Here is a 24,563-nt window from a genome sequence, read left to right on the forward strand (position 1 = left end):
GCCCCAGCCTGAATGCAGTGCTGATACGAGGCGGACGTACCTACACCAAGACCGTTCCCTCGCGGACGCGGGGGCCCAGCGGAATACCGTAGCGCACCGGTACCCTGGACCCCCGCCTTCGCGGGGGAACAGTTGGGGCGGGGTCCACTTTCCCCATCACCGGGCTGTGCCTGCATGGCAACGACCGGCAAGTCGCGCGCGCTGCCAGTTCAAGCCCCCCAAACTCAAACCTGCGAATGATGCCCCTTGAGCTCATCGCCTACGATCCGCACCACGTGCAACACGTTGGTCGAGCCCGGCGTCCGGAACGGCACGCCCGCCAGCACGATCACCCGGTCGCCGGCCTTCGCCATCCCGTGCCGCAACGCCATCCGCTTCGACTTCGCCACCATGTCCTCGAACGACTCGACGTCGCGCGTATGCACCGCATGCGTCCCCCACAGCAGCCCGAGCCGCCGCGCGGTCTCATGGCTCGGCGTCAGCACCAGCAATGGCACCGAAGGCCGCTCACGCGCGATCCGGCGCGCGGTCGAACCTGAGGTCGTGAAGCAGATGATCGCCACCGCGGACACCGTCGCGGCGATGTTCTTTGCGGCCTCGGCGAGCGCATCCGCGGTCGTCGGATCTGGCTTCATCACGGTGAAGTGCATCCGGTCGCCGTGCTCGGGATCGCCCTCGACCGACACGCCGATCGCGTCCATCATCGCCACCGATTCGACCGGCCACGCGCCCGCCGCGCTCTCCGCCGACAGCATGATCGCATCCGCGCCGTCATACACCGCGGTCGCGACGTCCGACACTTCCGCCCGCGTCGGCGACGGGGACGTAATCATCGATTCGAGCATCTGCGTCGCGACCACCACCGGGCGGCCCATCCGGCGCGAGACCTCGACGATGCGCTTCTGCAACGGCGGCACCTGCTGCGGCGGCAGCTCGACGCCGAGATCGCCGCGCGCGACCATCACGCCGTCACAGGCCTCGACGATCTCCTCGAGCCGCTCGATCGCCGCCGGCTTCTCGATCTTCGCCATCAGCGCCGCCTTGCCGCCGATCAGTTTGCGCGCTTCCCAGAGATCTTCCGGGCGCTGGACGAACGACAGCGCGATCCAGTCGACGCCCTGGTCGACTGCGAAGTCTAGATCGCTGCGATCCTTCTCGGTCAGGGCCGCCATCGGCAGCACGACGTCGGGGACGTTCAGCCCCTTGCTGTTCGACAACGCGCCGCCGACCTCGACCCGCGTCGTAATCTCGCGCGGGCTATGCGACACGACGCGAAGGACGAGCTTGCCGTCGTCGAGCAGCAGGCGGGCGCCCGGCTCGATCGCCGCGAAGATCTCGTCGTGTGGCAGTTCCACCCGCGTCGCGTCGCCCGGCGTCGGGTCGCGATCGAGCACGAAGGTGGAGCCGGTTTCGAGCACGGTCCGGCCGCCATCGAACTTGCCGACGCGCAGCTTCGGTCCCTGAAGATCGGCGAGGATGGTCGACGGGCGACCATATTCCTTCTCCAGCGCGCGAATCGCCTGGATCACGGCGATCTTCGACTGTTGGTCGCCGTGGCTCATGTTGATTCGGAACGCGTCAGCGCCGGTACGGAATAGCGTCGCGATCATCTCGGGCGTGCTGCTGGCAGGGCCTAGCGTCGCGAGGATGCGGACTTTCCGCAAACGGGGAGCAATGGCGTGGGTCATGCGGTGCGTTTCCTGGGGGAGGTCTTTGCCGCGACGGGCCTTAAACCCTATCTCCGCGGGATCAACCACGGAGCACATGAATGAACCCCGAAACCGACTCGCTCGATACGCTCGACGATGCCGTAGCGGCACAGGCCTTTCGCCGCCTGATCCGTCATCTCCGCCACCGCGAGGACGCGCAGAACGTCGACCTGATGGGTCTGGCCGGTTTTTGCCGCAACTGCCTGTCCGACTGGGTCGAGCAAGCGGGCGGTCTGTCGAAGGATGCCGCACGCGAGACGGTCTACGGGATGCCGTACGCAGAGTGGAAGGCGCATCACCAGGGTGACGCGACGCCTGAGCAGCTCGAACGGATGAAGGCGAGCGTCGCGAAGAACGCGGTGGTCTGAGAACGGCTGCAATGGATTCGCGACGATCCCCCGCAGGGTCGCTTGAGCCGAACACGGTAAACGCCTAGACGCTGGCCCGCACCCAATTCGGCATGATTCAGGACGTCTCCGGACGGCGATCACCGGTGCGGGCTTGTATCTTGATTGGCTTTTGACCGGCGCGCGGGCGCTGGCGAGTGGGGAATTTTCGATGTCTGACGAACGGCAACACGGCATGGGCGGCGGCGCGGTCGCAGCGGACGAACTGCGCCTGCTGATCGAGCGCGCCGAGCGTCTCGAAGAAGAGAAGAAGGGTATTTCGGACGACATCAAGGACGTGATGGCCGAAGCCAAGGGCCGCGGTTACGATCCGAAGGCGATTCGGAAAATCCTGTCGATCCGGAAGAAGAAGAAGGAAGAGTATCAGGAGGAGGAAGCGATCCTCGAGGTATATCTCCAGGCGTTGGGGATGATCTGAGTTTCGCCAGGGCGGTGAGACGGCCAAACGCGTCGGTTTTGACGTGTTTAACAGAACTGTCATCGGTTGCGGATTAGTGTCCAGCTATGACCATCCGTTTTCTCGCCGCCCTTGCGCTGGCCACTATGGCCGCCCCCGCCCAGTCGGATGAGGGGGCGGCCAACGCCAGCTTCTGCCAGCGGGTCGCAACCGAGCTCGGTATGAAGACGGCGAAACCGTCTGACGGCCACGCCGCATGGGAGCTGAAGACGCTCGGCGGCCTTGGTACCGCGCTGTTCGGTGGATCGAGCTATGTTTCGATGGGACTCGGTCCGGCTGAAGACTCGGTCATCACTAACGCACGCCAATATGTCGATGCGTGTGCCAGCGTCGCCAACGGGATGGTATGCACTGTCACCGGGCCGGCGGAATTCCAGATTGGCGTGAAAGACCACATGGTCAAGATGCGCGCGAATGCAGGCGAGCGTGCACAGGTCAGCATGGTAAAGATGCGCATCCGATGCGAGGACCGTTGACCGCGCCGAATATTGCGCTTGCTGTCGTCATGGGCGTCCTCTTTCTGGTGCTGGTCAACGTCATCACGGTCGCCGCGTTCGCGCTCGACAAGCGGCGATCATCGACTGGCGCGTGGCGTATTCCTGAATCCCGCTTGCTCTGGTTCGCGGCACTTGGCGGCAGCCCGGGCGCGTTCTGGGCGCGCAATCGCTACCGGCACAAGACACGGAAGCAACCATTCGTCGGTCGGCTCCAGCTCATCGCGATGGTACAAGTCGGCGTCATCGCAGGTCTCGCCATCGCGTTCGCATTCTAGGTTCGGCAACCGGCAGCGTCATTGCTGCACCTGAAGCTTAGGTGTATTGCCGTTATGCAACATTGCATCGGGGGGCAAGAATGCGGGTATTTCTGGGGATTGCGGCGGCATCATTGGTTAGTGTTCCTGTCGCGGCGCAATCGGTTGAAGTCGACATCCAAAAACTCGGTCAGCGTGCCGAGGCGTTCGTCCGGGTCCGCAACCAGTTCGATCAGGCGGCGATGATCGCGATGATGGCGCCCGAATATCAGGAAGTATCGCCCGTCGGTGAGGTCGATTCCCGCGAGCGCGTGATCGGGTTCTACGCAGCCGACAAGAAATCAGCCGCACCGCCGATGACGATTACCGAAACCGTCGCGCGGCCCGCTGGCACGATCGGTGTCGTCACGATGCGGATCGCCTACACCATGCCCGGCAAGGACGGTCAGATGCAGACGCGCGCGCTGCGGGCCGGCTTCGTCGCGCGACGGATCAAGGGCGACTGGCAGTTCGTGTCGTTGCAGTTCACCCCGATCCGCGGATGACGATCTACGCCGCCTCCGCCGGCAGCGTCGTCCAGCCCAGCCCTGGGATCGTGATCGAGCGTTTGCCGGCGAGATCGGTGCGGCACACGATCAGTTCGCGGCTCTCTATGTAGCCGATCAGACGCTTCACCCGGCCGAGCGAACTCGTACCATACGTCGCTGCGATGCGCGCGTCAGACGGGCAGGGCTCGCCTTCACGTGCCGCACGCGCGACCAGCAGGAACGCCCCGAGCATGTCGTCGGGGAGGCCGCTCGCCACGTCTAGCGCAGCCGTCCATGCCTCGTCGGTCATGTCGAAGATCCCTGCACGGGCGCAACTCAGGCGCCGGACGAAGCCGGGGAGATCGAGCGGCGGCTTGGCGAGACCGCCCATCCGACAGCGCACCTGGAAATCCTGGAATAGCACCGACGGAGGCCGTAGCGTCGACTCCGGATCCTCGACGATCGCGCGGAATACGTCGGCGTAGACCGCTTCGACCTCGTCGTCAGTCTTCTCGGGCGGCGGCGGGGCGGCGGTGCGTGGCTCGGGTGGGCGGGCGATGCCGTCGAGCAGTTCCTCCGCCGGCACGCGACGTGGGCGCGAATCAAACATCAGGCCGAGTTCGGGCGCGTCGACTACTGGCTCGGACAGCAGGTCCTGCAGGTCCATCGGCGCGACGCTGGGGAGGGGAGTGAGCTTGGGGCTGCCGCTGCGCGCGGAGGTCGCGACGTCGCCGATCTTCACCGTGATCGGCCGCCGCGATACCGCGGGGCCAAGCGCCATGAACGTGCCACGCTGGAGATCGCGAATCGCTTCGGCCTGGCGTCGCTCCATGCCGAGCAGATCGGCCGCGCGGGCCATGTCGATGTCGAGAAAGGTGCGGCCCATCAGGAAGTTCGACGCTTCCGCCGCGACGTTCTTCGCAAGCTTCGCCAGCCGCTGAGTCGCGATCACGCCGGCGAGACCGCGTTTACGCCCGCGGCACATCAGGTTGGTCATCGCCGCCAAAGAGGCACGGCGGACCTCTTCCGAGACCTCGCCGCCCGTCACCGGCGCGAACATCTGCGCTTCGTCGACCACCACCAGCACCGGATACCAATGCTCGCGCGGCGCATCGAACAGCGCTGAGAGGAACGACGCCGCACAGCGCATCTGGCCCTCGACCTCGAGTCCTTCGAGGCTGAGCACCGCGGACGTCCGATGTTCGCGCAACCGCGTCGCAATCCGTGCGATCTCGCGTTCGCTATAGTCGCCGGCCTCGATCACGACGTGGCCATGAGGCCCCGCGAGCGTCACGAAATCGCCCTCCGGATCGATCACGATCTGCTGGACATGCCCCGCCGATCGCTCGAGCAGGCGGCGCAACAGATGCGATTTTCCCGAGCCCGAATTGCCCTGCACCAACAGGCGGGTGGCGAGTAGTTCCTCCAGGTCGACGCCGACGGCAGTACCATTGCCGTCGGTGCCCATATTCACGCTAACCGTCATGCCGCGCGTTTGGCAGGTGCGGGCGCATGGGAGCAAGGAGTCTTTGTGAGTTCGGTCGCAACGCTGGCTTTGCGCGCTGGCATAATCCGCAATCCCGGCTAGGTCGCGACTCATGGCCACGAAACAATCCCTGCTCGCCGATCTCTCGCAGCGACTGCTCGGCAAGGCGCCGGGCGACCTCGACGACGAGGAGCGTCGCGTCCTCGCCGGGATCGAAGCGGGCACAACGGTCAGCCGCGACGCTGCCGACGTTTCCGACGAGCGATCGACGTTTGGCGAGCGACTGTCGGACCGCGTCGCCGCAATCGGCGGGTCGTGGGGGTTCATCATCGCGTTCAGCGCGGTGCTGATCGGCTGGATGCTGCTGAACTCGGACATCCTCGCGCATTTCGGGCGCGCGTTCGATCCGTATCCCTACATCTTCCTCAACCTGCTGCTCTCGACCGTGGCCGCGATCCAGGCGCCGGTAATCATGATGAGCCAGAACCGGCAATCGGCGAAGGATCGCCTGGCCGCCAGCCTCGATTACGAGACCAATCTGCGCGCCGAACTCGACATCCTGCGCGTGCATCACAAGATCGATCATCTCGTGCTCGCCCGGCTCGAAGCGATCGAGCGGAAAATCGACGGTCTGGCGAAATCCGCGCCTGACGCCTAAGAGCGGGGCCATCAGCTAAAGAGGCACCGATGGCAGGCCATTCCAAATACAAGAATATCATGTACCGCAAGGGCGCGCAGGACAAGAAGCGCTCGTCGGCGTTCAGCAAGCTCAGCCGAGAGATCACGGTCGCGGCCAAGATGGGCCTGCCCGACGTCGACATGAACCCACGCCTGCGCGCGGCGGTCAACGCGGCCAAGGCGGCGTCGTTGCCCAAGGAGAACATCCAGCGCTCGATCGACAAGGCGAGCCGCGGCGATGCCGAGAATTACGAAGAGATCCGCTACGAGGGCTTCGGCCCTGGCGGCGTGTCGCTGATCATCGAGGCGCTGACCGACAACCGCAACCGCACCGCGACCAACGTGCGTGTCGCGGTCGGCAAGAACGGCGGCAATTTGGGCGCGGGCGGTTCGGTCAGCCATGCGTTCGACCGCGTCGGGTTGATCTCGTATCCGGCGAGTGCGGGCGATGCCGACACGGTGTTCGAAGCCGCGCTCGAGGCTGGCGCCGAGGACGTCACGTCGAGCGAGGACGGCCATGAGGTCTGGACCGCGCAGGGCGACCTGCACGAGGTGGCCAAGGCGCTTGAGGCGAAGCTCGGCGAGGCCGAAGGCGCCAAGCTGGCCTGGCGTCCGCAGGTGATGGTCGCGGTTGAGGCGGACGATGCGGCGACCTTGTTCAAGCTGATTGATGCGCTCGACGAGGATGACGACGTGCAGACCGTCTGGGGCAATTACGAAATTTCCGACGAGATCATGGAATCGCTCGGTTGAGATGAAGAAGGTGGGTTCACGCGGAGACGCGGAGACGCGGAGAGTGGCGCTTCGTGGCTACGTCCTCCGCGCCAGCGGCCTGATATCGGTAGGTCAGCCCGGAGAACTGAAAGTCCCCCTAACGCGAGACGCTAGACAGGGACGAACCCCCTCCGCGCCTCCGCGCCTCCGCGCGAACCAACCTTCTCCTTCTACCTGCGCATGATCATCCTCGGACTAGACCCCGGCCTCGGCACCACCGGCTGGGGCGTCATTCGCGCCGACGGCAACCGCCTGAGCCATATCGCCAACGGCCAGATCAAGACCGATCCGTCGATGGCGCTCCCCCGCCGCCTCACCGCGCTCTACAACGCGTTGATCGACGTCATCCGCACCGAGCGTCCCGACGGCGCAGCGGTCGAGGAAGTGCTCGGCAACACGAACGCGCAATCAACGCTCAAGCTCGGCCAGGCGCGTGGCGTCGTCCTACTCGCAGCGGCCGGCGCGGGGCTGCATATCGGGGAGTACCACCCCTCGACCGTCAAGAAGGGCGTCGTCGGCACCGGCGGCGCGGACAAGAAGCAGATCCAGGCGATGATGGCCGTGTTGTTGCCGGGAGCGAAACTCGCCGGCCCCGACGCCGCCGACGCGCTTGCGGTCGCGATCACCCATGCGCATCACGTTGCCAGTGCCGCCGCACTGGCGCGACGCAGCGGCGTAGGCGCTTGATCCCCCCACCGCTGCTGCGTGGCCAAACCAACGTCAAGCGGCACTTTCTGACCTAGCATCCAACGCCGCGCGCCAGTGTTCGTCGAGCGCCAAAACTAAGGCCAAGCCAATATCCGCTCGGACAAAACTTGGTTCATTTTGAATGAGATCGGCGCCTACCCGCTATAATTACACATCAATCAAGTTTTTATAGCCAAGCCCGTACCGCTGTGGCAGCGCGCCCATGAAGTTTAATTTAGATTAAGGGCAACGCGATGCTTGTCGAACACGTACGAGGTGGAACGAACAGCAACAATGTTCCGGCCTCGGCGTTTGCGATGCCCGCGGGCATGACGATGCGGTACGATCTGCCCGATCCGACGCTGTCCGAGTATTTGACGGGGTATGCGATCTACGCCTCGAACGACCGCGCGCCGATGCTGAACTGGTATCTACCCGCACCGGCGATGATCTCCGTGCTGGTCGACGCCGGGCCGCTGACCGTGTCGGTCGGCAACCATCGCTTCGGCCCGCTCGATCGCGCAAGCTTCTACGGTCCGACCAGCCGCGCCTTCCGGACCGAGACGCATGGCGGGATCGCCGTGGGCATCGGCCTCAGCGCGCTCGGTTGGTCGCGGCTCACCGCGCGGTCGGCGGGCGAATTCCACAACCGTGTCGTGCCGCTCAGCTCGGCGCTGGGATCGGACCTCTCAGCGCGGCTGGTCGAAGGGCTCGACGCGCTCGACGACGACACGATGATCAAGCCGCTGCTCGATGCGGTGTTCGGCGCGTTTTTCACCCGCCCGCATCCGCGCGAGGATCTGATCCGCGCGTTCACCGCGTTGACCGTCACCGACGGCGTGATCGAGATGAAGGACGTCGCCGACCGCCTCGACATCCCGACGCATGAACTGCGACGCATGGCGACGCGCCATTTCGGCATGCCGCCAAAGCTGTTGCTGAGGCGCGCGCGGTTCCTGCGATCGTTCATCAGCCTGATCCGGACCGACGGCATGGCGGACTATTCGAAGATCGACAGCAGCTATTTCGACGCCTCGCATTTCCTCCGCGATGCCGGCACGTTCCTCGGCACGACGCCGCGCCGCTTCATCGCGTCCGACACCGTATTCCTGCGCGCCAGCCTGCGTGCCCGCGCGATGGTGATCGGCGCGCCGACCCAGGCGCTGCATGAAACCGCGAAAGCCGCTGCGCCCGTTCAGAACCGTCCGACGAACGAGCAGGGTCGTCCGCAACCAAACGCCTGACCGACGTGCGCGTCGATCGAGCCGGAACGCCCGTACTTTGACGGGATGACGTCGCGCCGTCGATGTTCTACCGCCTGATCCAATGATCGTGCATCTCAAAGGACGGCTGGACTCGACCGGCATCGACCATGCCGTGATCGACGTCGGCGGCGTCGGCTATCTGGTCGGCGCCTCGGCGCGCACGCTGTCGGCCTTAGGCCCGATCGGTGAGGCTTGTACCGTGTTCACCGAATTGCTGGTGGGCGAGGATTTCCAGCGGCTCGTGGGGTTCTCCAGCGCGGACGAGCGCGACTGGTTCCGGTTGCTGACGGGCGTGCAGGGGGTCGGCGCCCGCGTCGCGCTCGCGATCCTGTCGGCGCTCGAGCCGGTCGATCTTTCACGCGCGATCGCCAGTGGCGACAAGGCGATGGTCGCGCGCGCCAACGGCGTGGGACCCAAGCTTGCCCAGCGTATCGTGATGGAGTTGAAGGACAAGGTCGGCGGGATCGCGCTGGGGCTCGGGCCGGCAGTGGTCAATGCCGCGCCGGGTGCGTCGGCGGATGCGGTGTCGGCGCTGCTCAATCTCGGGTTCCGCCCGAACGAGGCGAGTGTCGCGGTGGCGGCGGCGGACGAGGAACTGGGGGCTGGGGCCTCGCTCGATGCGCTGGTCCGGCTGGCGTTGCGCAAGGCGTCTAAGTCTTAGAGTTCGGTCGATAGCGTTCTCCTGCGTACGCAGGAGTCCAGGATGACAAGCTTCGCGCTCCGTTGCCCTGGGCTCCTGCGTGCGCAGGAGAACGCTATCGACCGTCACTAGTCCGTCATCCTGACGAAAGTCAGGATCCAGAGCCGCAATCGGCAACGCCAATAACCCTGGGTCCTGACTTTCGTCAGGATGACGCAAATGACTCGGGCGGTATTCGTACTATGGTCGCCTCGTCCTTAGAGCGGCGTAAGCAACGCTTTCCTCCCGAAATGCGCATCGAGGTTCGCAACCACCAACGCCGCCATCGCAGCCCGTCCATCGACGGTCGCGCTACCCTGATGCGGTGACAGGACCACTTGGTTCATCGCCTTGAGCGCGTTGGGAACGGCAGGTTCGTCGGCGAACACATCAAGCCCCGCCCCGGCGATCGTCCCGTCCTGAAGCGCCACTACCAGCGCCGGTTCGTCGACCAGACTACCCCGAGCGATATTAACGAGGATACCGTCCTCGCCAAGTGCCCTGAGGACACCCGCATCCACGATATGCGACGTCGCCTCGCCTCCAGGCGCGGCAATGATCAGCACGTCGCACGCCGCCGCAAGCGAAGCGATGTCGGCATGGAATACGCCGGCGAAATCCGGCTTGGCGGAATGCGCGGCATAATGAAGTGCGCTCGCAAACGGCGCAGCGCGCTCGGCGATCGCCTTGCCAATCCGGCCGAGCCCGAAGATCCCGATCCGCCGCCCGCTAGCCCGGCGCGCGAGACCGACCTGCCACCCGCCGTCCCGCACCGCGCGATCGTTCGCGACGATCCGCCGTTGCACCGCCAACATAAGCCCGATCGCAAGGTCCGCGACGTCGTCGGTCAGCACGTCCGGCGTCGTCGTCACCGCGATGCCGCGTGCCTTGGTCGCGGCGAGGTTGATCCCGTCGTAGCCGACGCCGTGGATCGCGATGATCTCCAGCGCCGGAAAACGATCGAGCAGCGCCGCATCGACCACGCTGCTCCCGCCACCGACGATCGCGCGCGTCGTTGCCGGCGGATCCTCGCGGTGCAACGTGAAGCGCTCGGCAAGCGTCGCCTCCAACGCGGGCGAGGCTCCGCCCAGCAGATACAAGTCGGGGTGCGAGGTGTCGTTGGTCATCCCACACCCATAGCCGCCTTGCCCCCTTCACCGCGAGCGCGCTATCGCAGGATGTGACCGATACAGACCGCATCCTGACCGCCGCCAAGCGTCCCGAAGACGTCGACGCCGCGCTGCGCCCGAAGACGCTTGACGAATTCGTCGGGCAGAAGGCCGCGCGCGAGAACCTGCGCATCTTCATCCAGGCGGCAAAATCGCGCGGCGATGCGCTCGATCACGTGCTGTTCTTCGGCCCGCCGGGGCTCGGCAAGACTACGCTCGCGCAGATCGTCGCGCGCGAGATGGGGGTGGGGTTCCGCGCCACATCGGGGCCGGTGATCGCCAAGTCGGGTGATCTCGCCGCGCTACTGACCAATCTCGAGGACGGCGACGTGCTGTTCATCGACGAGATCCACCGGTTGCAGCCTGCGGTCGAGGAGGTGCTCTACCCGGCGATGGAGGACCGTGCGCTCGACCTGATGATCGGCGAGGGGCCCAGCGCGCGCAGCGTCCGCATCGACCTACCGCGGTTTACGCTGATCGGCGCGACCACGCGGCAGGGGTTGCTGACGACGCCGCTACGCGATCGCTTCGGCATCCCGGTGCGGCTGCAATTCTACACGGTCGAGGAACTGGAGCGCGTCGTCACGCGAGCGGCGGGACTGCTCGGACTGGGCATCGCCAAGGACGGAGCGATGGAGATCGCGCGCCGGGCCCGCGGTACGCCGCGTATCGCCGGGCGATTGCTGCGAAGAGTGCGCGATTTCGCCAATGTCGCGGGGCACGAGACGGTCGATGCGCGTGCGGCGGATGCGGCGCTCAACCGGCTGGAGGTCGATTCGCTCGGGCTCGACGCGATGGACCGCCGCTATCTGATGATGATCGCCGACATCTACCGCGGCGGCCCGGTCGGCGTGGAGACTCTCGCCGCAGGGCTCAGCGAACCGCGCGACACGATCGAGGAAGTGATCGAGCCGTACCTGATCCAGCTAGGCCTGATCGCGCGCACCGCTCGCGGTCGGTTCCTGAATGCAGGCGGCTGGAAGCACTTGGGCTTGAACCCACCAGCCGGCAGCCAGGACGGCCTGTTCGACGCGTAACGGGTTGCGTACGCGCTACCGTGTTTCCCCGCGAAGGCGGGGACCCAGACTGGGCTCATGCCTTCGCGGCAGAACAAGGAGGAGGGGGCAACCGTAGCCGATGAGATTTGCTCGCCGCGATCCGCACCAACCTCATTTGTAAGAATCCCCACCGCCAGATCGATCGAACTTCACCCCAACACTGCTTTTGTTGCGTGGCACCCAAGCGTTTCATCTGATAGCCAACGCGAATGCCCCTTTCGGCCGCCGCCTCCGCCCGCGAAATCCTCACCAGCCTTCACGACGTGATGGCGTCGCGCACCTCCGCGCAAGCCAAGCTGAACGCCGTCGTCGGCATCATCGCCACCGCGATCGACAGCGAAGTCTGCTCGATCTACCTGTTGCGCGAGGGCGTGCTCGAACTGTTCGCGACCCGCGGCCTCGATCAGGCTGCCGTTCACGTCACCAAGCTCGCGCTCGGCGAAGGCCTCGTCGGCACCATTGCCGAGGATGTCGAAGTGCTCAACCTCGACGAAGCCGCCAGCCACCCCGATTTCGCCTACAAGCCCGAGACCGGCGAGGATCGCTTCCACAGTTTCGCCGGCGTGCCGATCATCCGCCGCGAGCGTTCCGTGGGCGTCCTGGCCGTCCAGCACACCGACCGTCGCAGATATGCTGACGTCGAGATCGAGGCGCTGCAGACGGTCGCGATGGTGCTCTCCGAACTGATCGCCAACGCAGGGCTGATCGACACCACCGGCGGCGGCGCGGATCGGCCGCAGTCGACCGCGGCGATGCGCATCCCCGGCCAGAAGCTCGTCGACGGCATGGGCGCGGGCTTCGCGGTCTATCACCAGCCGCGTATCCACATCGAGCATACCGTCGCCGAGGATACCGACGCCGAGCGCCACCGCGTCTACGCGGCGTTCGACAAGATGCGCGAAGGCATCGACCGGATGACCCGCGAGGCCGAATTCGGCGTCGGCGGCGAGCATGTCGAAGTACTCCAGACCTACAAGATGTTCGCGTATGACGAGGGCTGGGCCCGGCGCATCAACGAGGCGATCGACTCCGGCCTCACCGCCGAGGCGGCGATCGAGCGCGTCCAGCAACGCACCCGCCAGCGCATGCGCCAGATCGACGATCCGTTGCTCGCCGACCGGATGCACGATCTGGAGGACCTGTCGAACCGGCTGCTCCGCATCGTCTCGGGCCAGATGGGTACCGCCGCGCAGATGGGTCTTCGCCAGGACACCATCCTCATCGCGCGCAACCTCGGCCCGGCCGAACTGCTCGAATACGACAAGCGGCGACTGAAGGGCGTGATCCTCGAGGAGGGCTCGCTCACCGCGCACGTCACGATCGTCGCCCGCGCGATGGGCGTGCCGGTACTCGGCCGCGTCCGCGACATCCGCCGCCTCGTGGCGGAGGGCGACATGCTGTTGCTCGACAGCGCGGAAAGCAACGTCTTCGCGCGGCCCTCGGCGGCGATGGAGGAAGCGTTCGAGGCGCGCCTCGCGATGCGCCAGAAGCGCAAGGCGGCGTTCGCGGCTTTGCGCGACGTGCCACCGATCACCAAGGACGGCCACCGCCTGACCCTCATGGTCAACGCAGGCCTGCGTGACGATGTGGCCGCGCTCGACGTCACCGGAGCCGACGGCATCGGCTTGTTCCGTACCGAGTTCCAGTTCCTCGTCTCCGCCACGCTGCCACAGCGCGAGCGCCAGCAGCGGCTCTACCGCGAAGTGCTCGACGCGGCCGGCGATCGCCCGGTGATCTTCCGCACCGTGGATATCGGCGGCGACAAGGCGCTGCCGTATCTCAACAAGGAAGACGCCGACGAGGAGAATCCAGCGATGGGCTGGCGCGCTCTGCGCCTTGGTCTGGAGCGCGACGGCCTGATGAAGGTGCAGGCGCGGGCGTTGCTGGAGGCCGCCGCTGGCCGCACGCTCAACGTGATGTTCCCGATGGTCAGCGAGCCATGGGAATTCGATGAGGCCCGCGCGCTGTTCGAGGCGCAGCGAACCTGGCTCGAAGGACGCGGGCGCAAGATGCCGCTCGCGATCCGTTACGGCGCGATGCTCGAGGTGCCGGCGCTCGCCGAGATGCTCGACATCCTGCTGCCGAAGATCGAGTTCCTGTCGATCGGCACCAACGATCTCACGCAGTTCCTGTTCGCCGCCGATCGCGCCAATCCGAAGCTCGCCGAGCGCTACGACTGGCTCAGCCCGTCGATCCTGCGCTTCATCGCGCGACTGGTCGCACCGGTCCGCGACGCCTCGGTCGACCTCGCGGTCTGTGGTGAGATGGGTGGGCGTCCGCTGGAGGCGATGGCGCTGATCGGGCTCGGCATCGAGAGGTTGTCGATCACCCCCGCCGCAGTCGGCCCGATCAAGGCGATGACGCGCTCGCTCGATCGCGCCGCGCTCACCGCATACATGACAGGACTGCTGGCCAACCCGCCGCGCGACATGCGCGGCGTGCTGACCAACTGGGCGACTGAAAACGGCGTCGAAATCGTCTGATCCGCGGAAAGCTGCGGTTAAGACGTTCGGTGCGTTGACACGGCTAAGGGCCTCTGAAAGACGGGTGCCATGGCGGGCAACGCTACGCGCCCGCGCTCGGAGACAAGAATGGACGAGGTCGAAACCGGCCAGAACGCAGCACCCGCTCAACCAGAGCGTGCTGGCGACATTCTCCGCAAGGCGCGCGAGGCGCAGGGCCTGACGGTCGCGGATATCGCGACGCGTACCCGTGTGCCGTTGCGTCACCTCGAAGCGATCGAGGCGTCCGATTACTCCACGCTGCCGTCGTCGACTTATGCGGTCGGTTTCAGCCGCGCCTATGCACGCGCGATGGGCATCGACGAGGTGCAGATCGCGAACATCGTCCGCAGCGACGTCGCCAAGCTCGGCAGCAAGAAGCCCGAATACGAACCCTACGAGATGACCGATCCGTCGCGCGTGCCTTCGCGCGGGCTCGCGATCGTTGCGCTCGGCATCGCGATCGCGGTGCTGGTGCTGGTCGGCCTCTGGTACGGCACCGACATGTTCCGCGGATCGGGCAATGCCTCGACCACGACGCCGATCGCCGAGACCGCGCCGAACCCTGCCGCGCAGACCGCGCAACCGGTGCCCGCGCCAGCTACGCCCGCCAACGGGCAGGTTACGCTGACCGCTTCGGACGAGGTGTGGATGCGCGTCTACGATGCCGACAACAAGACGCTCTACCTGGGCACGATGAAGCCCGGCGAGAAGTTCGACGTGCCGAAGGATGCCAAGGATCCGAAGATCAACATCGGTCGTGCAGACAAGCTTGCGGTTACGCTCAACGGCGCCGCGGCTCCTGCGCTCGGCACCGGCGAACGCGCGATCAAGGACGTGTCCGTGGGTGCCCCGGCGATTGCCGCGCGGATCGCCGGCACGCCTGAGCCTCAGGCCACGCCCACCGCGACCGAAGCAACGCCGACCCGGTCGTCCGAGCGGTCGCGCACCGCCAGCCGTCCTCGTACGCCGCGTCGTGCGCTGAGCGAAACGCAGCGCGCCAACCTCGACGCAGTCGCCAATCCACCACCCGCCGCTACGGCAACGCCCAATCCGTGACGACGACAGACCATCGCAGGGTCTTAAGGCTGGCGACAGGATGGGTAGTGCAGCTATACCCGGACGATTAACCAATCCACCGGGGGGGGTGGCCCATGCGTAAGTCAATTCTGGTCGGCGTCTGCCTCGCGGCGCTGTTGCCCTCTGCCGTACAGGCACAAAATGTCGAGGGCCGCGTCGGCAAGCTCGAAAGCGAAATGCGCGCGGTCCAGCGGAAGGTCTTCCCGGGCGGTGCGGGCCAGATGCTCCAGCCCGAAGTCCGTGCGCCGCAGAGCGAGCAGGGCCCCGGGCCCGGCTCACCCGCGACCAGTGCGCTTGCCGACGTCAACCAGCGCGTCACGTCGCTCGAACAGCAGATGACCTCGCTCACCGAGCAGATCGAGCAGAACCAGAACCGCACCCGCCAGTTGCAGGACGCCTTCGACAATTACCGCCGCTCGAACGACGCGCGGTTGAAGACGCTCGAGACCGGTCCCGCGCCGATCGCGACGGGGGCGGGGACTGGTGGCCCGATCGAATCCGATGATCAGTCGAGTGGTCCATCACGCCCGACCACGCGCCCCGAAGCCGCGAGCAAGCCCGGCGCTACCACACCGACCAAGATCTCGGTCGAAAAGCCCTCTACCGGCGATCCGGCGGAAGACGAGTATATGTACGGCTATCGCCTCTGGGCGGCCAAGCAATACCCGCAGGCCGAGGCCCAGCTGAAGAAGGTCGTCGCCGAATACCCCAAGAGCAAGCGTGCCAGCTATGCGCAGAATCTGCTCGGCCGATCGTATCTCGACGAAGGCAAGCCGAGCCTCGCGTCGATGGCGTTCTACGACAATTACAAGAAGATGCCTGAGGGCGAGCGCGCGCCGGACAGCCTGCTGTATCTCGGCCAGGCGCTGACCAAGCTCAACAAGCCGGCGGATGCGTGCAAGGTGTATGACGAGCTGAACGACGTCTACGGCGCCAAGATGGCGTCGACGATGAAGGGGCAGGTTGCCGCCGGCCGCAGCGTGGCGAAGTGCAAGTAAGCGATCTCTTGATGGCTAAGCGTGACCTTCTGTTCGTGTCTGCACCTCGCAAACCAGCCCCACCCCGGCGGAGGCCGGGGCCCAGTTGGAAAGGTCGCAGTAACGGATCGCAGCGTTCGATCAGCAACGTTTCCCGACTGGGCCCCGGCCTCCGCCGGGGTGGCGAACTTTCCATGGTCAGGACTGTCTCCGCATGACCGAAGAAGGACGCCGCTTCGCCGCCGACTTTGCGCGCCTCGCCAGCGACATCACCAACCCGCTGTTCGCCGTCTCCGGCGGCCCCGACAGCATGGCGATGCTCACCCTCGCGCACGAAGCTCTCCCCTCCGGCTTCACGGTCGCCAGCATAGACCACCGCCTCCGCCCCGAAGCAGTGGAAGAGTCCGCCATGGTCGCCGCGCATTGCGCAACGCTCGGCATTCCCCACGCCACGCTCGCCCCCAGCGAACCGATCACCGGCGCGAGCATCCAGGCGCAGGCGCGCACCACGCGCTACGCCCTCCTCACCGACCACGTCCGTGCGATCGGGGCAGGGGCGCTCGTCACCGGCCACCACGCCGACGATCAGGCCGAGACCTTCCTCATGCGCGCCGCGCGCGGGTCGGGTTTAGCCGGTCTCGCCGGTGTCCGCGCCCGCACCGAAGTCCACGGCGTCACGGTTATCCGCCCCTTGCTCGACTGGCGCCGCGCCGAACTCCGCGCGATCGTCCGCCGTGCGGAAGTACCGTTCTTCGACGATCCCTCGAACCACGACGACCGCCACGATCGCACCCGCTTCCGCCGGTTGCTCGACCAGAACGAATGGCTCGGCACGCCCAACCTCGCGCGCGCCGCTGCGGCGCTTGCCGAGACCGACACCGATGTCCGCGCGATGGTCGACTGGATCTGGACCGAACGCGCCAAGGTCGGTGGCGGCGAAGTGAAGCTCGCGGTCGAGAAACTGCCCCGTGAAATTCTCCGCCGCCTCGCGCGCCGCGCGATCGGCACGGTCCGCACCGACGCCGGCATCGTCGCGCCCGAATGGACCGAGGCCGCCAACATCGAAAGCCTGCTCGACTCGTTGATGGCCGGTAAACGGACCACTCAGGCCGGGATCATCGCCAGCGTTCGCGGCGACGTCTGGCGCTTCCGACAGGCGCCACCGCGCAGAACCGCTTAGCGCGCCCGTCCGTTCACATTGATCAACGCAAGTCGCGCGTTGTTCCATTGCCATTAACCTGCGCACGCTTATCTTGTGCGGTGAAAGGTATCGTGCACCCATGAGCGACAACGACAACCGCGGTCAGAAGCCCCAGGGCCCCGGCAATGGCGGTCCCGAAAACGGCGGCGGCAATCCTTGGATGAAAAGCCTGTTGATCTGGGTCGGCATCCTGCTCGCGCTGGCGCTGTTCGTGACCATGTTCGACGGCCGCACCGCGGCGTCGGGTGGCAACACGATCGCGTATTCGGCGTTCCTGGACAAGGTCGATGAAGGCACCGTCAAGGACGTCAACATCTCGCGCGACATGATCTCGGGGACGCTGTCCACCGGCGATAGGTTCAAGTCGTATCCGATTCCGGACTCGACGCTCGTGCCGAAGCTGCGCGAGAAGGGCGTCTCGATCAGCGCGAAACCCGAAGAGGGCCCCTCGATGCTGGCGCTGCTGCTGTACCAGTCGCTGCCGTTCCTGCTGTTCCTCGGCATCGCGTTCTTCGTGTTGAAGCAGATGCAGAAGAACTCGGGCTCGGGCGCGATGGGCTTCGGCAAAAGCCGCGCGAAGATGCTGACCCAGAAGGAGGGTAAGGTCACCTTTCAGGACGTCGCCGGCATCGACGAGGCTCGCGAAGAGCTCGAGGAGATCGTCGAGTTCCTGAAGGACCCGACCAAGTTCGCGCGCCTTGGCGGCAAAATCCCCAAGGGCGCCTTGCTGGTCGGCTCGCCGGGTACCGGCAAGACGTTGCTCGCCCGCGCCATCGCGGGTGAGGCTGGCGTACCGTTCTTCACGATCTCGGGCTCGGACTTCGTGGAGATGTTCGTCGGCGTCGGCGCGAGCCGTGTCCGCGACATGTTCGAGCAGGCGAAAAAGTCCGCACCGTGCATCGTCTTCATCGATGAAATCGATGCTGTGGGTCGTCATCGCGGCGCCGGTCTCGGCAACGGCAATGACGAGCGCGAGCAGACGCTGAACCAGTTGCTGGTCGAAATGGACGGCTTCGAGGCGAACGAAGGCATCATCATCATCGCCGCCACCAACCGTCCCGACGTGCTCGACCCCGCGTTGCTTCGTCCGGGCCGGTTCGATCGCCAGGTCACCGTACCGCGGCCGGATATCGAGGGTCGTATCAAGATCCTCGAAGTCCACATGAAGAAGGTGCCGCTCGCACCCGACGTCGACGCGCGAGTCATCGCACGCGGCACGCCGGGGTTCTCGGGTGCCGATCTCGCTAACCTCGTCAACGAGGCGGCGCTGCATGCGGCACGCAAGGGCAAGCGTCTGGTGGCGATGGCCGAGTTCGAGGAGGCTAAGGACAAGGTCATGATGGGCGCGGAGCGTCGCAGCATGGTCATGACCGATGACGAGAAGCGGATGACCGCGTATCACGAGGCCGGTCATGCGGTCGTCGCGATGCACGAGGCTGCTTCGGATCCGATCCACAAGGCGACGATCATTCCGCGCGGTCGTGCGCTGGGCATGGTCATGCGGCTGCCCGAGCGTGATTCGTACAGCTATCACCGCGACAAGATGTACGCGAACCTGGCCGTGTCGATGGGCGGCCGCGTCGCGGAGGAAGTCATCTTCGGCTACGATAAGGTGTCGTCGGGCGCTTCGGGCGACATCCAGTACGCCACCGGTCTGGCGCGCGACATGGTCACGCGCTGGGGAATGTCCGACAAGGTCGGCCCGCTTGAATATGGCGAGCCCGAGGGCGAGTCGTTCCTCGGTTACTCGTCGAGCCGTCCGTCGCGTATGTCGAACCAGACCGCGCAGTTGATCGACGACGAGATCAAGCGGATCGTTGAAGGTGGTCTCGACCGCGCCAAGCAGGTGCTGAGCGATCATGTCGACCAGCTTCACACCGTGGCAGGCGCGCTGCTCGAGTTCGAGACCCTGACCGGTGACGAGATCAAGAAGCTGATCGCCGGAGAAGATCTCGATCGTCCGGATCCAGGTGCGAAGGCGTCGACCGTCCCGCGTGCGGGCACGTCAATCCCCAAGACCCGGCGTCCGTCGGGACCGTTCGGGACACCAACCCCCTTGGGGGCGTGATCCGGTTCACCGGACAGTCACCTAAGTAGCTCTATGGGCGGTCTTTTCTCGGAAAGGCCGCCCATGTCGTATTCGCGTTCCAAGGCTGTAGTCGCAGCGCTACTCATGGTCGGCGCGGCAATGCCGGCAAGCGCGGCGATGACGGTCGGCACCTTCCTGGCCCGCGCTAACGCGCTGCGTGACCAGGGCCCGATGGCACTGATGTCCCCCGACCTCCCCGCGCTGAAGGCCGAAGCAAAGGCTGCGACCAATCAGTTGAAGGCAGAACGCGCCGCCCGCGCCGCCGCCGGCAAGCCACCGATCGCCTGCGTTCCGGAAGGCGAGTCGGTCGGCATCATGGACATGCTCGACGGCTTGAACGAACTCCCCGCCAGCTACCAGAAGCGCCCCCTCAAGGACGGCTACGCCCGCGTCCTGGCGAACCTCTACCCCTGCCGCTGAGAATATTCTGAATGTCAGATTTTGGGGGTATCGAGAGTGTGGAGATGCTGAGGGTATCCCCCTTTCTCCGTTCGTCCTGAGCGAAGTCGAAGGGCATGTCCCGCACGCAGGCGTTTCGATCTTGCTCAACGCGAACCCGATGTGGGGCTGCTCATTAGTCGCGCTCAGTCCGTCAAACCATGCAGCAACAGCAGCACGATAAACGCCAGCAAAACCGTGAACGCGAACGTCAACAGCGCCACCGTCCGCCAAGCCGCCGACCACTTCCGCAACTCGTAAGCCCCACGAAGCTGCGCGAACATATGGACCGGCGGCACGCACATCGCCGCCATCACGATCCAGCCCTCCGCGACGCCGATCACGCCCGCGATGATCAACACGATCGTCAGCAGCATCATGAATGCCAGCGAATAGGTCACGAAGATAGCGTGGTCGTAGAGGTGATGTCGGCGTCGCCAGAGGAAAAGTAGCGCCATGAACGGCACGGATAACGGAATCAGGCCCCAGCTGTATTTGTACGCGCTGGTCTGCAGCTTGTAGAACATGAGGCCCGGATTGCCGTTCGCCTTGGCGATCCCGTGGTCGAGTCGTTCCCAACCGGTCTTGAAGTCGCCCAGGTCAACCAGCGTACCGTTGGCCCCGCCATTCTGCATATCCGCGGCTACCCCGAGCGCACGGACAGTGGTACGCAGCGCGCTCGCCTGCCGATCGAGAGTGGCAAGCTGTTCTCCCGAATATTTAGCGGGCGCACGCTTCGCAACCTCCTGCTGCGCCTCGACTTTATTCAACGCGACGCGAGTCCTGGCGGCCTCGCGGGCATAGTCGGAGGTCTTGCCGGTGCGCTCGTCCCGGATGAAGTCCTTCGTCATTTCGCCACCGACCGCGCCGATCGTCGCGAACATCAGGAAGACGGTGAACAGGAACAGCGCCAGCGGCGACACGAACCGCGCCCGCTCGCCATTGACGTACCGCCGCGTGAGCGCCCCCGGATGCAGCACCAGCAGCGGCAAGGTCCGCCATATCTTGCCTTCGAAATGGAAAACCCCGTGCGCGATCTCATGCCCGATCCCGCCGAGCGACCGATGGACGTGCGCCGATTGGCCGCAGGCGTGACAATGCTCGCCCAGTAGCCGTGTCCCGCAATTCAGGCATAGCGCGCCCTCCGCACCGTGGCCGGTATGCGTGCCATGCGCTTCCCCCGCCTTTGGTTCGAACATGCGTCCGACAAGTGTACCCGTCGCGATATCCGCCGCTGCTCCGATATCCCCAGTCATGCGTCCCCCTGCAATATCGGCAGCGTAACGAGTTCGCGACGTTGGCGCGAGGGGCTTCGCATGGTACCGCGTTGACCATGGCCGACGCAGAAAATCCGACCGAAATGATCGCCGAAATGGGCGCGCGCGCGCGCTCTGCCGCGCTGGTGCTAGCAGCGATGCCGCCGGCGCTTAAAGCCGCGGCGCTTGCATTGGCGGCGGAGTCGATCCGGGCGGCATCTGCTGAGATCGTTGCGGCGAACGTTGAGGACATGACGCGCGCGAGCGAGGCCGGTCTGTCGGGTGCGCTGCTCGATCGGTTGCGGCTTGATGAAGCGCGTGTAGCGGCGATGGCTGACGGTGTCGCGGCCGTGGCAGCGCTGGCGGATCCGGTTGGGCAGGTGATCGACGCCAGCGAGCGTCCGAACGGCCTGAAGCTCTCACGCGTCCGCGTGCCGATTGGCGTCATCGGCATCATCTACGAGAGCCGTCCCAACGTCACGGCGGATGCCGCAGCGCTATGCGTGATGGCCGGCAACGCGGCGATCCTGCGCGGTGGGTCTGAAGCCGTGAAGAGCAATCGCGCGATCCACGCGGCACTGGTCGCCGGGCTGAAGGCGGGCGGTATGCCCGTCGACGCGGTCCAGCTCGTGCCGACCACCGATCGCGCGGCGGTCGGCGCGATGCTGAAGGCTGACGGGGTGATCGACCTGATCATCCCCCGCGGCGGCAAGAGTCTCGTCGCGCGCGTTCAGGCCGAAGCGCGCGTGCCCGTCCTCGCGCATCTCGACGGCATCAACCATGTCTTCGTGCATTCGTCGGCCGATGCCGCGATGGCGAGGGTTGTCGTCGTCGATGCGAAGATGCGCCGCACGGGCGTCTGCGGGTCCATGGAGACGCTGCTGATCGACCGCGATTATGCGGACGCGGCCAACCTAATCCGAAGTCTCGCTGCAATGGGCTGCGAAGTACGCGGCGATGCTGGCGCGCACGCCATTGTTCCAGAGATCGCTGCCGCCGCTGCAATCGACTGGGACACAGAATATCTCGACGCGATCGCCTCGGTCGCGATCGTCGACGGACTCGAAGGCGCGGTAGCGCATATTGCCCGCCACGGCTCGCACCACACCGATGCGATCGTCGCCGAAGACGCCGCCGTCGCCGAGCGTTTTCTGACCTCAGTCGACAGCGCGATCGTTCTCTGGAACGCTTCTACCCAGTTCGCCGACGGCGGCGAGTTCGGTCTCGGCGCGGAGATCGGTATCGCCACCGGTCGCCTCCACGCCAGGGGCCCGGTCGCGCTCGAAGGCCTCACCACCTACAAATGGATCGGCCGCGGCACCGGCCAGGTGCGCGGTTGATTGTAAGAGGTGGAAAGCGCATGTTCGCGACATGACGAACGCATCGACCTTGATGATCGCGATCGAGCCCGGCGTTGCCGACAAACTCGCGACACTGGCGCAGCGCCGTGGCGTCGACGCTAGTACCATCGCCGCCGAAGCTATCGCGCGTCGCGTCGATGAGGAACTCGAATTTCTGGACTTCGTTCAGGCCGGCGAGGACTCGATCGCGCGGGGCGATTATCTCACGCAGGAGGAAATGGAAGCCTGGTTTGCGCAACGGCATAAGACCGCCAACGCTGCATGAGGGGCGTGAGATGGTCGCGCGACGCGCAGGCCGATGTTGCGACAATCGATGACGAATTCGACAAGATCGATCCGAATACCGCGAGCCGGGTTGGCACCTCAGCGATAAACGCAGCCAGATTTCTGGCGGACTACCCGGGCGCGGGGCCGGCGGTGCCAAATACCCGGCTGCGTAAATGGCGGGTCGCAGGTACGCCTTACATCTTGCTCTATCGGTTGGCGGACGGTGACCTGTTCATCGTCCGCGTCATTCACGTCGCGCGTGACCGACAGCAGTTCCTGTGACCAACGTCGGCATCCTCGGTGGGTCGTTCAATCCCGCGCACCGTGGCCACCGCGGCATCACGCTCGCGGCGATCGACGCGCTTGCGCTCGACGAGGCGTGGTGGCTGGTATCTCCCGGCAACCCGCTCAAGGACGCGGCGAACGACATGGCGCCGCTCGCCGCGCGTCTCGCCTCGGCGCGAAAAATGGCCCGCCGTGCGCCGATCCGCGCGACCGATATCGAGGCGCGGCTCCACACCCGTTACACGCTCGACACGATCCGCAAGCTCAAGCGCCGCTACCCCAAGATCCGGTTCATCTGGCTGATGGGCGCGGACAATCTCGCCGACTTCCATCGGTGGAAGAACTGGCGGCAGATCGCCCGCGAGGTTCCGATTGCGGTAATCGCGCGTCCGGGATATGACGGGCGCGCCCTCGCGGCCCCCGCGATGGGTTGGCTGCGGCGCTTCCAACGGCGCACAGACCATGCGAAGAGCTGGACGACGTGGAGATTGCCGGCCCTCGTGCTGTTGCGCTTCCGACCCGACCCGACCTCCGCAACCGGCCTGCGCGCCGAAAATCCCGACTGGGCCCAGCACGTTGCTGGCTCGGTAGTCTTACCCAGGAGCTGACTTGGCCACTTCCCCTACTGCCCCTCGCGCGACCGACCCCGAAGAGGTTGAGGCGCTGCATCGCCTGATCCTCGCGTCGCTCGACGACGACCAGGCGGTCGAGACCATCTCGATCCCGCTCGCGGGCAAGACCAGCATCGCTGATTACATGGTGATCGCCAGCGGTCGTTCGACCCGCCAGGTCGCCTCGATGGCGCAGAAGCTGGCCGAGCGGATCAAGGCCGAGTTCAAGCGTCCGGTGAAAATCGAAGGCCTGCCGACCGCCGACTGGGTGCTGATCGATGCGACCGACGTCATCGTCCACCTGTTCCGCCCCGAAGTCCGCAGCTTTTACAATCTGGAGCGGATGTGGGCATTCGGCGACGCACCGGCGCCGCCACCCGTACCGACCTTCACCGACGAAGACTGAACCGACTTCGAGGCGGCGATGCTGCTCCACATCGTCGCTCGCGGTCGGATCGGGCGTTCGCCCGAAGCCGAGCTCGTCGACCGCTATCTGAAGCGGATCGTCTGGCCGACCAAGGTCAGCGAGCTCCCCGACACCGGCGGCAAGATCCCGCTGGTCGGCGAGCAGACCAAACGCATCCTGCTCGACGAGAAGGGCGAAACGCTGTCCTCGACGCAGTTCGCGCAAAAGCTCGAACGGTGGCGCGACGACGGCGTGCGCGAGGCGCGGTTCATGATCGGCGCCGCCGACGGCTTCGACGACGCGGCGCGCGACGAGGCTGACCTGCTCTTCTCGTTCGGCCGCGCGACCTGGCCGCATCTGCTGGCGCGCGCGATGCTTGCCGAGCAACTCTTCCGCGCCACCAGCATCCTTGCCAACCACCCCTATCACCGCGAAGGGTGATGC

Annotated in this window: 27 protein-coding genes; 23 read left to right on the forward strand and 4 right to left on the reverse strand. The window is 65.7% G+C overall.

Annotated elements, in window-relative coordinates; all coding sequences use genetic code 11:
- Positions 1–224: 224 nt before the first annotated feature.
- Entirely contained in the window at positions 225–1,688 is a 1,464-nt protein-coding gene (gene pyk, locus C8J25_RS00855; RefSeq protein ID WP_107951875.1) for a pyruvate kinase, read from the reverse strand.
- A gap of 80 nt (positions 1,689–1,768) precedes the next feature.
- Between pyk and C8J25_RS00860 the strand changes: the two genes are divergently transcribed.
- From C8J25_RS00860 to C8J25_RS00880, 5 genes are all read left to right on the forward strand, one after another.
- On the forward strand, positions 1,769–2,077 hold the full coding sequence (locus C8J25_RS00860; RefSeq protein ID WP_107951876.1) for a DUF1244 domain-containing protein: 309 nt from the start codon (positions 1,769–1,771) through the stop codon (positions 2,075–2,077).
- Between the two features lie 214 nt (positions 2,078–2,291).
- Positions 2,292–2,534 carry a DUF2312 domain-containing protein gene (locus C8J25_RS00865; RefSeq protein ID WP_197942503.1) on the forward strand — a complete coding sequence of 81 codons (243 nt, stop codon included), beginning with the start codon at positions 2,292–2,294 and terminating at the stop codon, positions 2,532–2,534.
- Between the two features lie 86 nt (positions 2,535–2,620).
- Entirely contained in the window at positions 2,621–3,049 is a 429-nt protein-coding gene (locus tag C8J25_RS00870; protein WP_107951877.1) for a hypothetical protein, read from the forward strand.
- Positions 3,046–3,345, forward strand: a complete 300-nt coding sequence (locus C8J25_RS00875; RefSeq protein ID WP_244186640.1) for a DUF1294 domain-containing protein — start codon at positions 3,046–3,048, stop codon at positions 3,343–3,345. The genes C8J25_RS00870 and C8J25_RS00875 overlap by 4 nt, the downstream gene beginning before the upstream one ends.
- Before the next feature lie 80 nt (positions 3,346–3,425).
- Entirely contained in the window at positions 3,426–3,869 is a 444-nt protein-coding gene (locus C8J25_RS00880) for a nuclear transport factor 2 family protein (RefSeq protein ID WP_107951879.1), read from the forward strand.
- Positions 3,870–3,873: 4 nt separating this feature from the next.
- Here C8J25_RS00880 and C8J25_RS00885 read toward each other — a convergent pair whose 3' ends face one another.
- Positions 3,874–5,337 carry a helicase HerA domain-containing protein gene (locus tag C8J25_RS00885; RefSeq protein WP_107951880.1) on the reverse strand — a complete coding sequence of 488 codons (1,464 nt, stop codon included), beginning with the start codon at positions 5,335–5,337 and terminating at the stop codon, positions 3,874–3,876.
- Positions 5,338–5,449: 112 nt separating this feature from the next.
- On the opposite strand from C8J25_RS00885, the gene C8J25_RS00890 reads away from it, so the two are divergent.
- The 5 genes from C8J25_RS00890 to ruvA all read left to right on the forward strand — a co-directional run bounded on the left by C8J25_RS00890 (position 5,450) and on the right by ruvA (position 9,402).
- Positions 5,450–5,995, forward strand: a complete 546-nt coding sequence (locus C8J25_RS00890) for a DUF1003 domain-containing protein (protein ID WP_107951881.1) — start codon at positions 5,450–5,452, stop codon at positions 5,993–5,995.
- Between the two features lie 29 nt (positions 5,996–6,024).
- Positions 6,025–6,768 (forward strand): YebC/PmpR family DNA-binding transcriptional regulator, encoded by a 744-nt coding sequence (locus tag C8J25_RS00895; RefSeq protein WP_107951882.1) that lies wholly within the window; start codon positions 6,025–6,027, stop codon positions 6,766–6,768.
- Positions 6,769–6,969: 201 nt separating this feature from the next.
- Positions 6,970–7,476 (forward strand): crossover junction endodeoxyribonuclease RuvC, encoded by a 507-nt coding sequence (gene ruvC / locus C8J25_RS00900; RefSeq protein ID WP_056484899.1) that lies wholly within the window; start codon positions 6,970–6,972, stop codon positions 7,474–7,476.
- 329 nt (positions 7,477–7,805) lie between these two features.
- Positions 7,806–8,720 (forward strand): hypothetical protein, encoded by a 915-nt coding sequence (locus C8J25_RS00905; RefSeq protein WP_146173254.1) that lies wholly within the window; start codon positions 7,806–7,808, stop codon positions 8,718–8,720.
- An 82-nt stretch (positions 8,721–8,802) separates the two neighbouring features.
- Positions 8,803–9,402: a Holliday junction branch migration protein RuvA gene (gene ruvA / locus C8J25_RS00910; RefSeq protein ID WP_107951884.1), complete on the forward strand. Its 600-nt coding sequence runs from the start codon at positions 8,803–8,805 to the stop codon at positions 9,400–9,402.
- A 236-nt stretch (positions 9,403–9,638) separates the two neighbouring features.
- Here the strand turns inward: ruvA and C8J25_RS00915 are convergent, their stop codons facing one another.
- Positions 9,639–10,547 (reverse strand): 2-hydroxyacid dehydrogenase, encoded by a 909-nt coding sequence (locus C8J25_RS00915; protein WP_107951885.1) that lies wholly within the window; start codon positions 10,545–10,547, stop codon positions 9,639–9,641.
- A gap of 53 nt (positions 10,548–10,600) precedes the next feature.
- On the opposite strand from C8J25_RS00915, the gene ruvB reads away from it, so the two are divergent.
- From ruvB to C8J25_RS00950, 7 genes are all read left to right on the forward strand, one after another.
- Positions 10,601–11,626 carry a Holliday junction branch migration DNA helicase RuvB gene (ruvB, locus tag C8J25_RS00920; RefSeq protein WP_056061260.1) on the forward strand — a complete coding sequence of 342 codons (1,026 nt, stop codon included), beginning with the start codon at positions 10,601–10,603 and terminating at the stop codon, positions 11,624–11,626.
- Positions 11,627–11,856: 230 nt separating this feature from the next.
- Complete coding sequence (gene ptsP / locus C8J25_RS00925; protein ID WP_107951886.1) at positions 11,857–14,130, forward strand: phosphoenolpyruvate--protein phosphotransferase; 2,274 nt, start codon at positions 11,857–11,859, stop codon at positions 14,128–14,130.
- A 108-nt stretch (positions 14,131–14,238) separates the two neighbouring features.
- Positions 14,239–15,207 (forward strand): helix-turn-helix domain-containing protein, encoded by a 969-nt coding sequence (locus tag C8J25_RS00930; RefSeq protein WP_107951887.1) that lies wholly within the window; start codon positions 14,239–14,241, stop codon positions 15,205–15,207.
- A 95-nt stretch (positions 15,208–15,302) separates the two neighbouring features.
- Positions 15,303–16,226, forward strand: coding sequence for a tetratricopeptide repeat protein (locus tag C8J25_RS00935; RefSeq protein ID WP_107951888.1), 924 nt, complete (start codon positions 15,303–15,305; stop codon positions 16,224–16,226).
- Positions 16,227–16,419: 193 nt separating this feature from the next.
- Positions 16,420–17,385: a tRNA lysidine(34) synthetase TilS gene (tilS, locus tag C8J25_RS00940; protein WP_107951889.1), complete on the forward strand. Its 966-nt coding sequence runs from the start codon at positions 16,420–16,422 to the stop codon at positions 17,383–17,385.
- A gap of 100 nt (positions 17,386–17,485) precedes the next feature.
- Positions 17,486–19,474 carry an ATP-dependent zinc metalloprotease FtsH gene (ftsH, locus tag C8J25_RS00945; RefSeq protein WP_107951890.1) on the forward strand — a complete coding sequence of 663 codons (1,989 nt, stop codon included), beginning with the start codon at positions 17,486–17,488 and terminating at the stop codon, positions 19,472–19,474.
- 63 nt (positions 19,475–19,537) lie between these two features.
- The gene (locus C8J25_RS00950) at positions 19,538–19,915 is read left to right on the forward strand and encodes a hypothetical protein (RefSeq protein ID WP_235518258.1); all 378 of its coding nucleotides are present in this window, start codon (positions 19,538–19,540) and stop codon (positions 19,913–19,915) included.
- Between the two features lie 164 nt (positions 19,916–20,079).
- Here C8J25_RS00950 and C8J25_RS00955 read toward each other — a convergent pair whose 3' ends face one another.
- On the reverse strand, positions 20,080–21,189 hold the full coding sequence (locus C8J25_RS00955; RefSeq protein ID WP_107951891.1) for a DUF3667 domain-containing protein: 1,110 nt from the start codon (positions 21,187–21,189) through the stop codon (positions 20,080–20,082).
- Between the two features lie 77 nt (positions 21,190–21,266).
- On the opposite strand from C8J25_RS00955, the gene C8J25_RS00960 reads away from it, so the two are divergent.
- From C8J25_RS00960 to C8J25_RS00985, 6 genes are read left to right on the forward strand one after another with little or no spacing between them, the layout of a single operon-like run.
- On the forward strand, positions 21,267–22,529 hold the full coding sequence (locus C8J25_RS00960) for a glutamate-5-semialdehyde dehydrogenase (RefSeq protein WP_107951892.1): 1,263 nt from the start codon (positions 21,267–21,269) through the stop codon (positions 22,527–22,529).
- A gap of 52 nt (positions 22,530–22,581) precedes the next feature.
- Complete coding sequence (locus C8J25_RS00965; protein WP_146173255.1) at positions 22,582–22,815, forward strand: CopG family ribbon-helix-helix protein; 234 nt, start codon at positions 22,582–22,584, stop codon at positions 22,813–22,815.
- The gene (locus C8J25_RS00970; protein WP_107951894.1) at positions 22,812–23,099 is read left to right on the forward strand and encodes a type II toxin-antitoxin system RelE/ParE family toxin; all 288 of its coding nucleotides are present in this window, start codon (positions 22,812–22,814) and stop codon (positions 23,097–23,099) included. The genes C8J25_RS00965 and C8J25_RS00970 overlap by 4 nt, the downstream gene beginning before the upstream one ends.
- Positions 23,096–23,710, forward strand: coding sequence for a nicotinate-nucleotide adenylyltransferase (locus C8J25_RS00975; RefSeq protein WP_107951895.1), 615 nt, complete (start codon positions 23,096–23,098; stop codon positions 23,708–23,710). Before C8J25_RS00970 ends, C8J25_RS00975 begins: the two co-directional genes overlap by 4 nt.
- A gap of 1 nt (position 23,711) precedes the next feature.
- Positions 23,712–24,119, forward strand: coding sequence for a ribosome silencing factor (gene rsfS / locus C8J25_RS00980; RefSeq protein ID WP_056061225.1), 408 nt, complete (start codon positions 23,712–23,714; stop codon positions 24,117–24,119).
- An 18-nt stretch (positions 24,120–24,137) separates the two neighbouring features.
- Positions 24,138–24,560 (forward strand): 23S rRNA (pseudouridine(1915)-N(3))-methyltransferase RlmH, encoded by a 423-nt coding sequence (locus tag C8J25_RS00985; RefSeq protein WP_056061222.1) that lies wholly within the window; start codon positions 24,138–24,140, stop codon positions 24,558–24,560.
- The last annotated feature ends 3 nt before the right edge of the window (positions 24,561–24,563 follow it).

Source organism: Sphingomonas faeni (genome assembly GCF_003053745.1).
GTDB classification, from domain to species: domain Bacteria; phylum Pseudomonadota; class Alphaproteobacteria; order Sphingomonadales; family Sphingomonadaceae; genus Sphingomonas; species Sphingomonas faeni.

Excerpts from the sequence above, each read along its gene's own strand:
- pyk (WP_107951875.1), bottom strand. The coding sequence starts at position 1,688 with ATGACCCACGCCATTGCTCCCCGTTTGCGGAAAGTCCGCATCCTCGCG.
- C8J25_RS00860 (WP_107951876.1), top strand. The coding sequence starts at position 1,769 with ATGAACCCCGAAACCGACTCGCTCGATACGCTCGACGATGCCGTAGCG.
- C8J25_RS00865 (WP_197942503.1), top strand. The coding sequence starts at position 2,292 with ATGGGCGGCGGCGCGGTCGCAGCGGACGAACTGCGCCTGCTGATCGAG.
- C8J25_RS00870 (WP_107951877.1), top strand. The coding sequence starts at position 2,621 with ATGACCATCCGTTTTCTCGCCGCCCTTGCGCTGGCCACTATGGCCGCC.
- C8J25_RS00880 (WP_107951879.1), top strand. The coding sequence starts at position 3,426 with ATGCGGGTATTTCTGGGGATTGCGGCGGCATCATTGGTTAGTGTTCCT.
- C8J25_RS00885 (WP_107951880.1), bottom strand. The coding sequence starts at position 5,337 with ATGACGGTTAGCGTGAATATGGGCACCGACGGCAATGGTACTGCCGTC.
- C8J25_RS00890 (WP_107951881.1), top strand. The coding sequence starts at position 5,450 with ATGGCCACGAAACAATCCCTGCTCGCCGATCTCTCGCAGCGACTGCTC.
- C8J25_RS00895 (WP_107951882.1), top strand. The coding sequence starts at position 6,025 with ATGGCAGGCCATTCCAAATACAAGAATATCATGTACCGCAAGGGCGCG.
- ruvC (WP_056484899.1), top strand. The coding sequence starts at position 6,970 with ATGATCATCCTCGGACTAGACCCCGGCCTCGGCACCACCGGCTGGGGC.
- C8J25_RS00905 (WP_146173254.1), top strand. The coding sequence starts at position 7,806 with ATGACGATGCGGTACGATCTGCCCGATCCGACGCTGTCCGAGTATTTG.
- ruvA (WP_107951884.1), top strand. The coding sequence starts at position 8,803 with ATGATCGTGCATCTCAAAGGACGGCTGGACTCGACCGGCATCGACCAT.
- C8J25_RS00915 (WP_107951885.1), bottom strand. The coding sequence starts at position 10,547 with ATGACCAACGACACCTCGCACCCCGACTTGTATCTGCTGGGCGGAGCC.
- ptsP (WP_107951886.1), top strand. The coding sequence starts at position 11,857 with ATGCCCCTTTCGGCCGCCGCCTCCGCCCGCGAAATCCTCACCAGCCTT.
- C8J25_RS00930 (WP_107951887.1), top strand. The coding sequence starts at position 14,239 with ATGGACGAGGTCGAAACCGGCCAGAACGCAGCACCCGCTCAACCAGAG.
- C8J25_RS00935 (WP_107951888.1), top strand. The coding sequence starts at position 15,303 with ATGCGTAAGTCAATTCTGGTCGGCGTCTGCCTCGCGGCGCTGTTGCCC.
- tilS (WP_107951889.1), top strand. The coding sequence starts at position 16,420 with ATGACCGAAGAAGGACGCCGCTTCGCCGCCGACTTTGCGCGCCTCGCC.
- ftsH (WP_107951890.1), top strand. The coding sequence starts at position 17,486 with ATGAGCGACAACGACAACCGCGGTCAGAAGCCCCAGGGCCCCGGCAAT.
- C8J25_RS00950 (WP_235518258.1), top strand. The coding sequence starts at position 19,538 with ATGTCGTATTCGCGTTCCAAGGCTGTAGTCGCAGCGCTACTCATGGTC.
- C8J25_RS00955 (WP_107951891.1), bottom strand. The coding sequence starts at position 21,189 with ATGACTGGGGATATCGGAGCAGCGGCGGATATCGCGACGGGTACACTT.
- C8J25_RS00960 (WP_107951892.1), top strand. The coding sequence starts at position 21,267 with ATGGCCGACGCAGAAAATCCGACCGAAATGATCGCCGAAATGGGCGCG.
- C8J25_RS00965 (WP_146173255.1), top strand. The coding sequence starts at position 22,582 with ATGATCGCGATCGAGCCCGGCGTTGCCGACAAACTCGCGACACTGGCG.
- C8J25_RS00970 (WP_107951894.1), top strand. The coding sequence starts at position 22,812 with ATGAGGGGCGTGAGATGGTCGCGCGACGCGCAGGCCGATGTTGCGACA.
- C8J25_RS00985 (WP_056061222.1), top strand. The coding sequence starts at position 24,138 with ATGCTGCTCCACATCGTCGCTCGCGGTCGGATCGGGCGTTCGCCCGAA.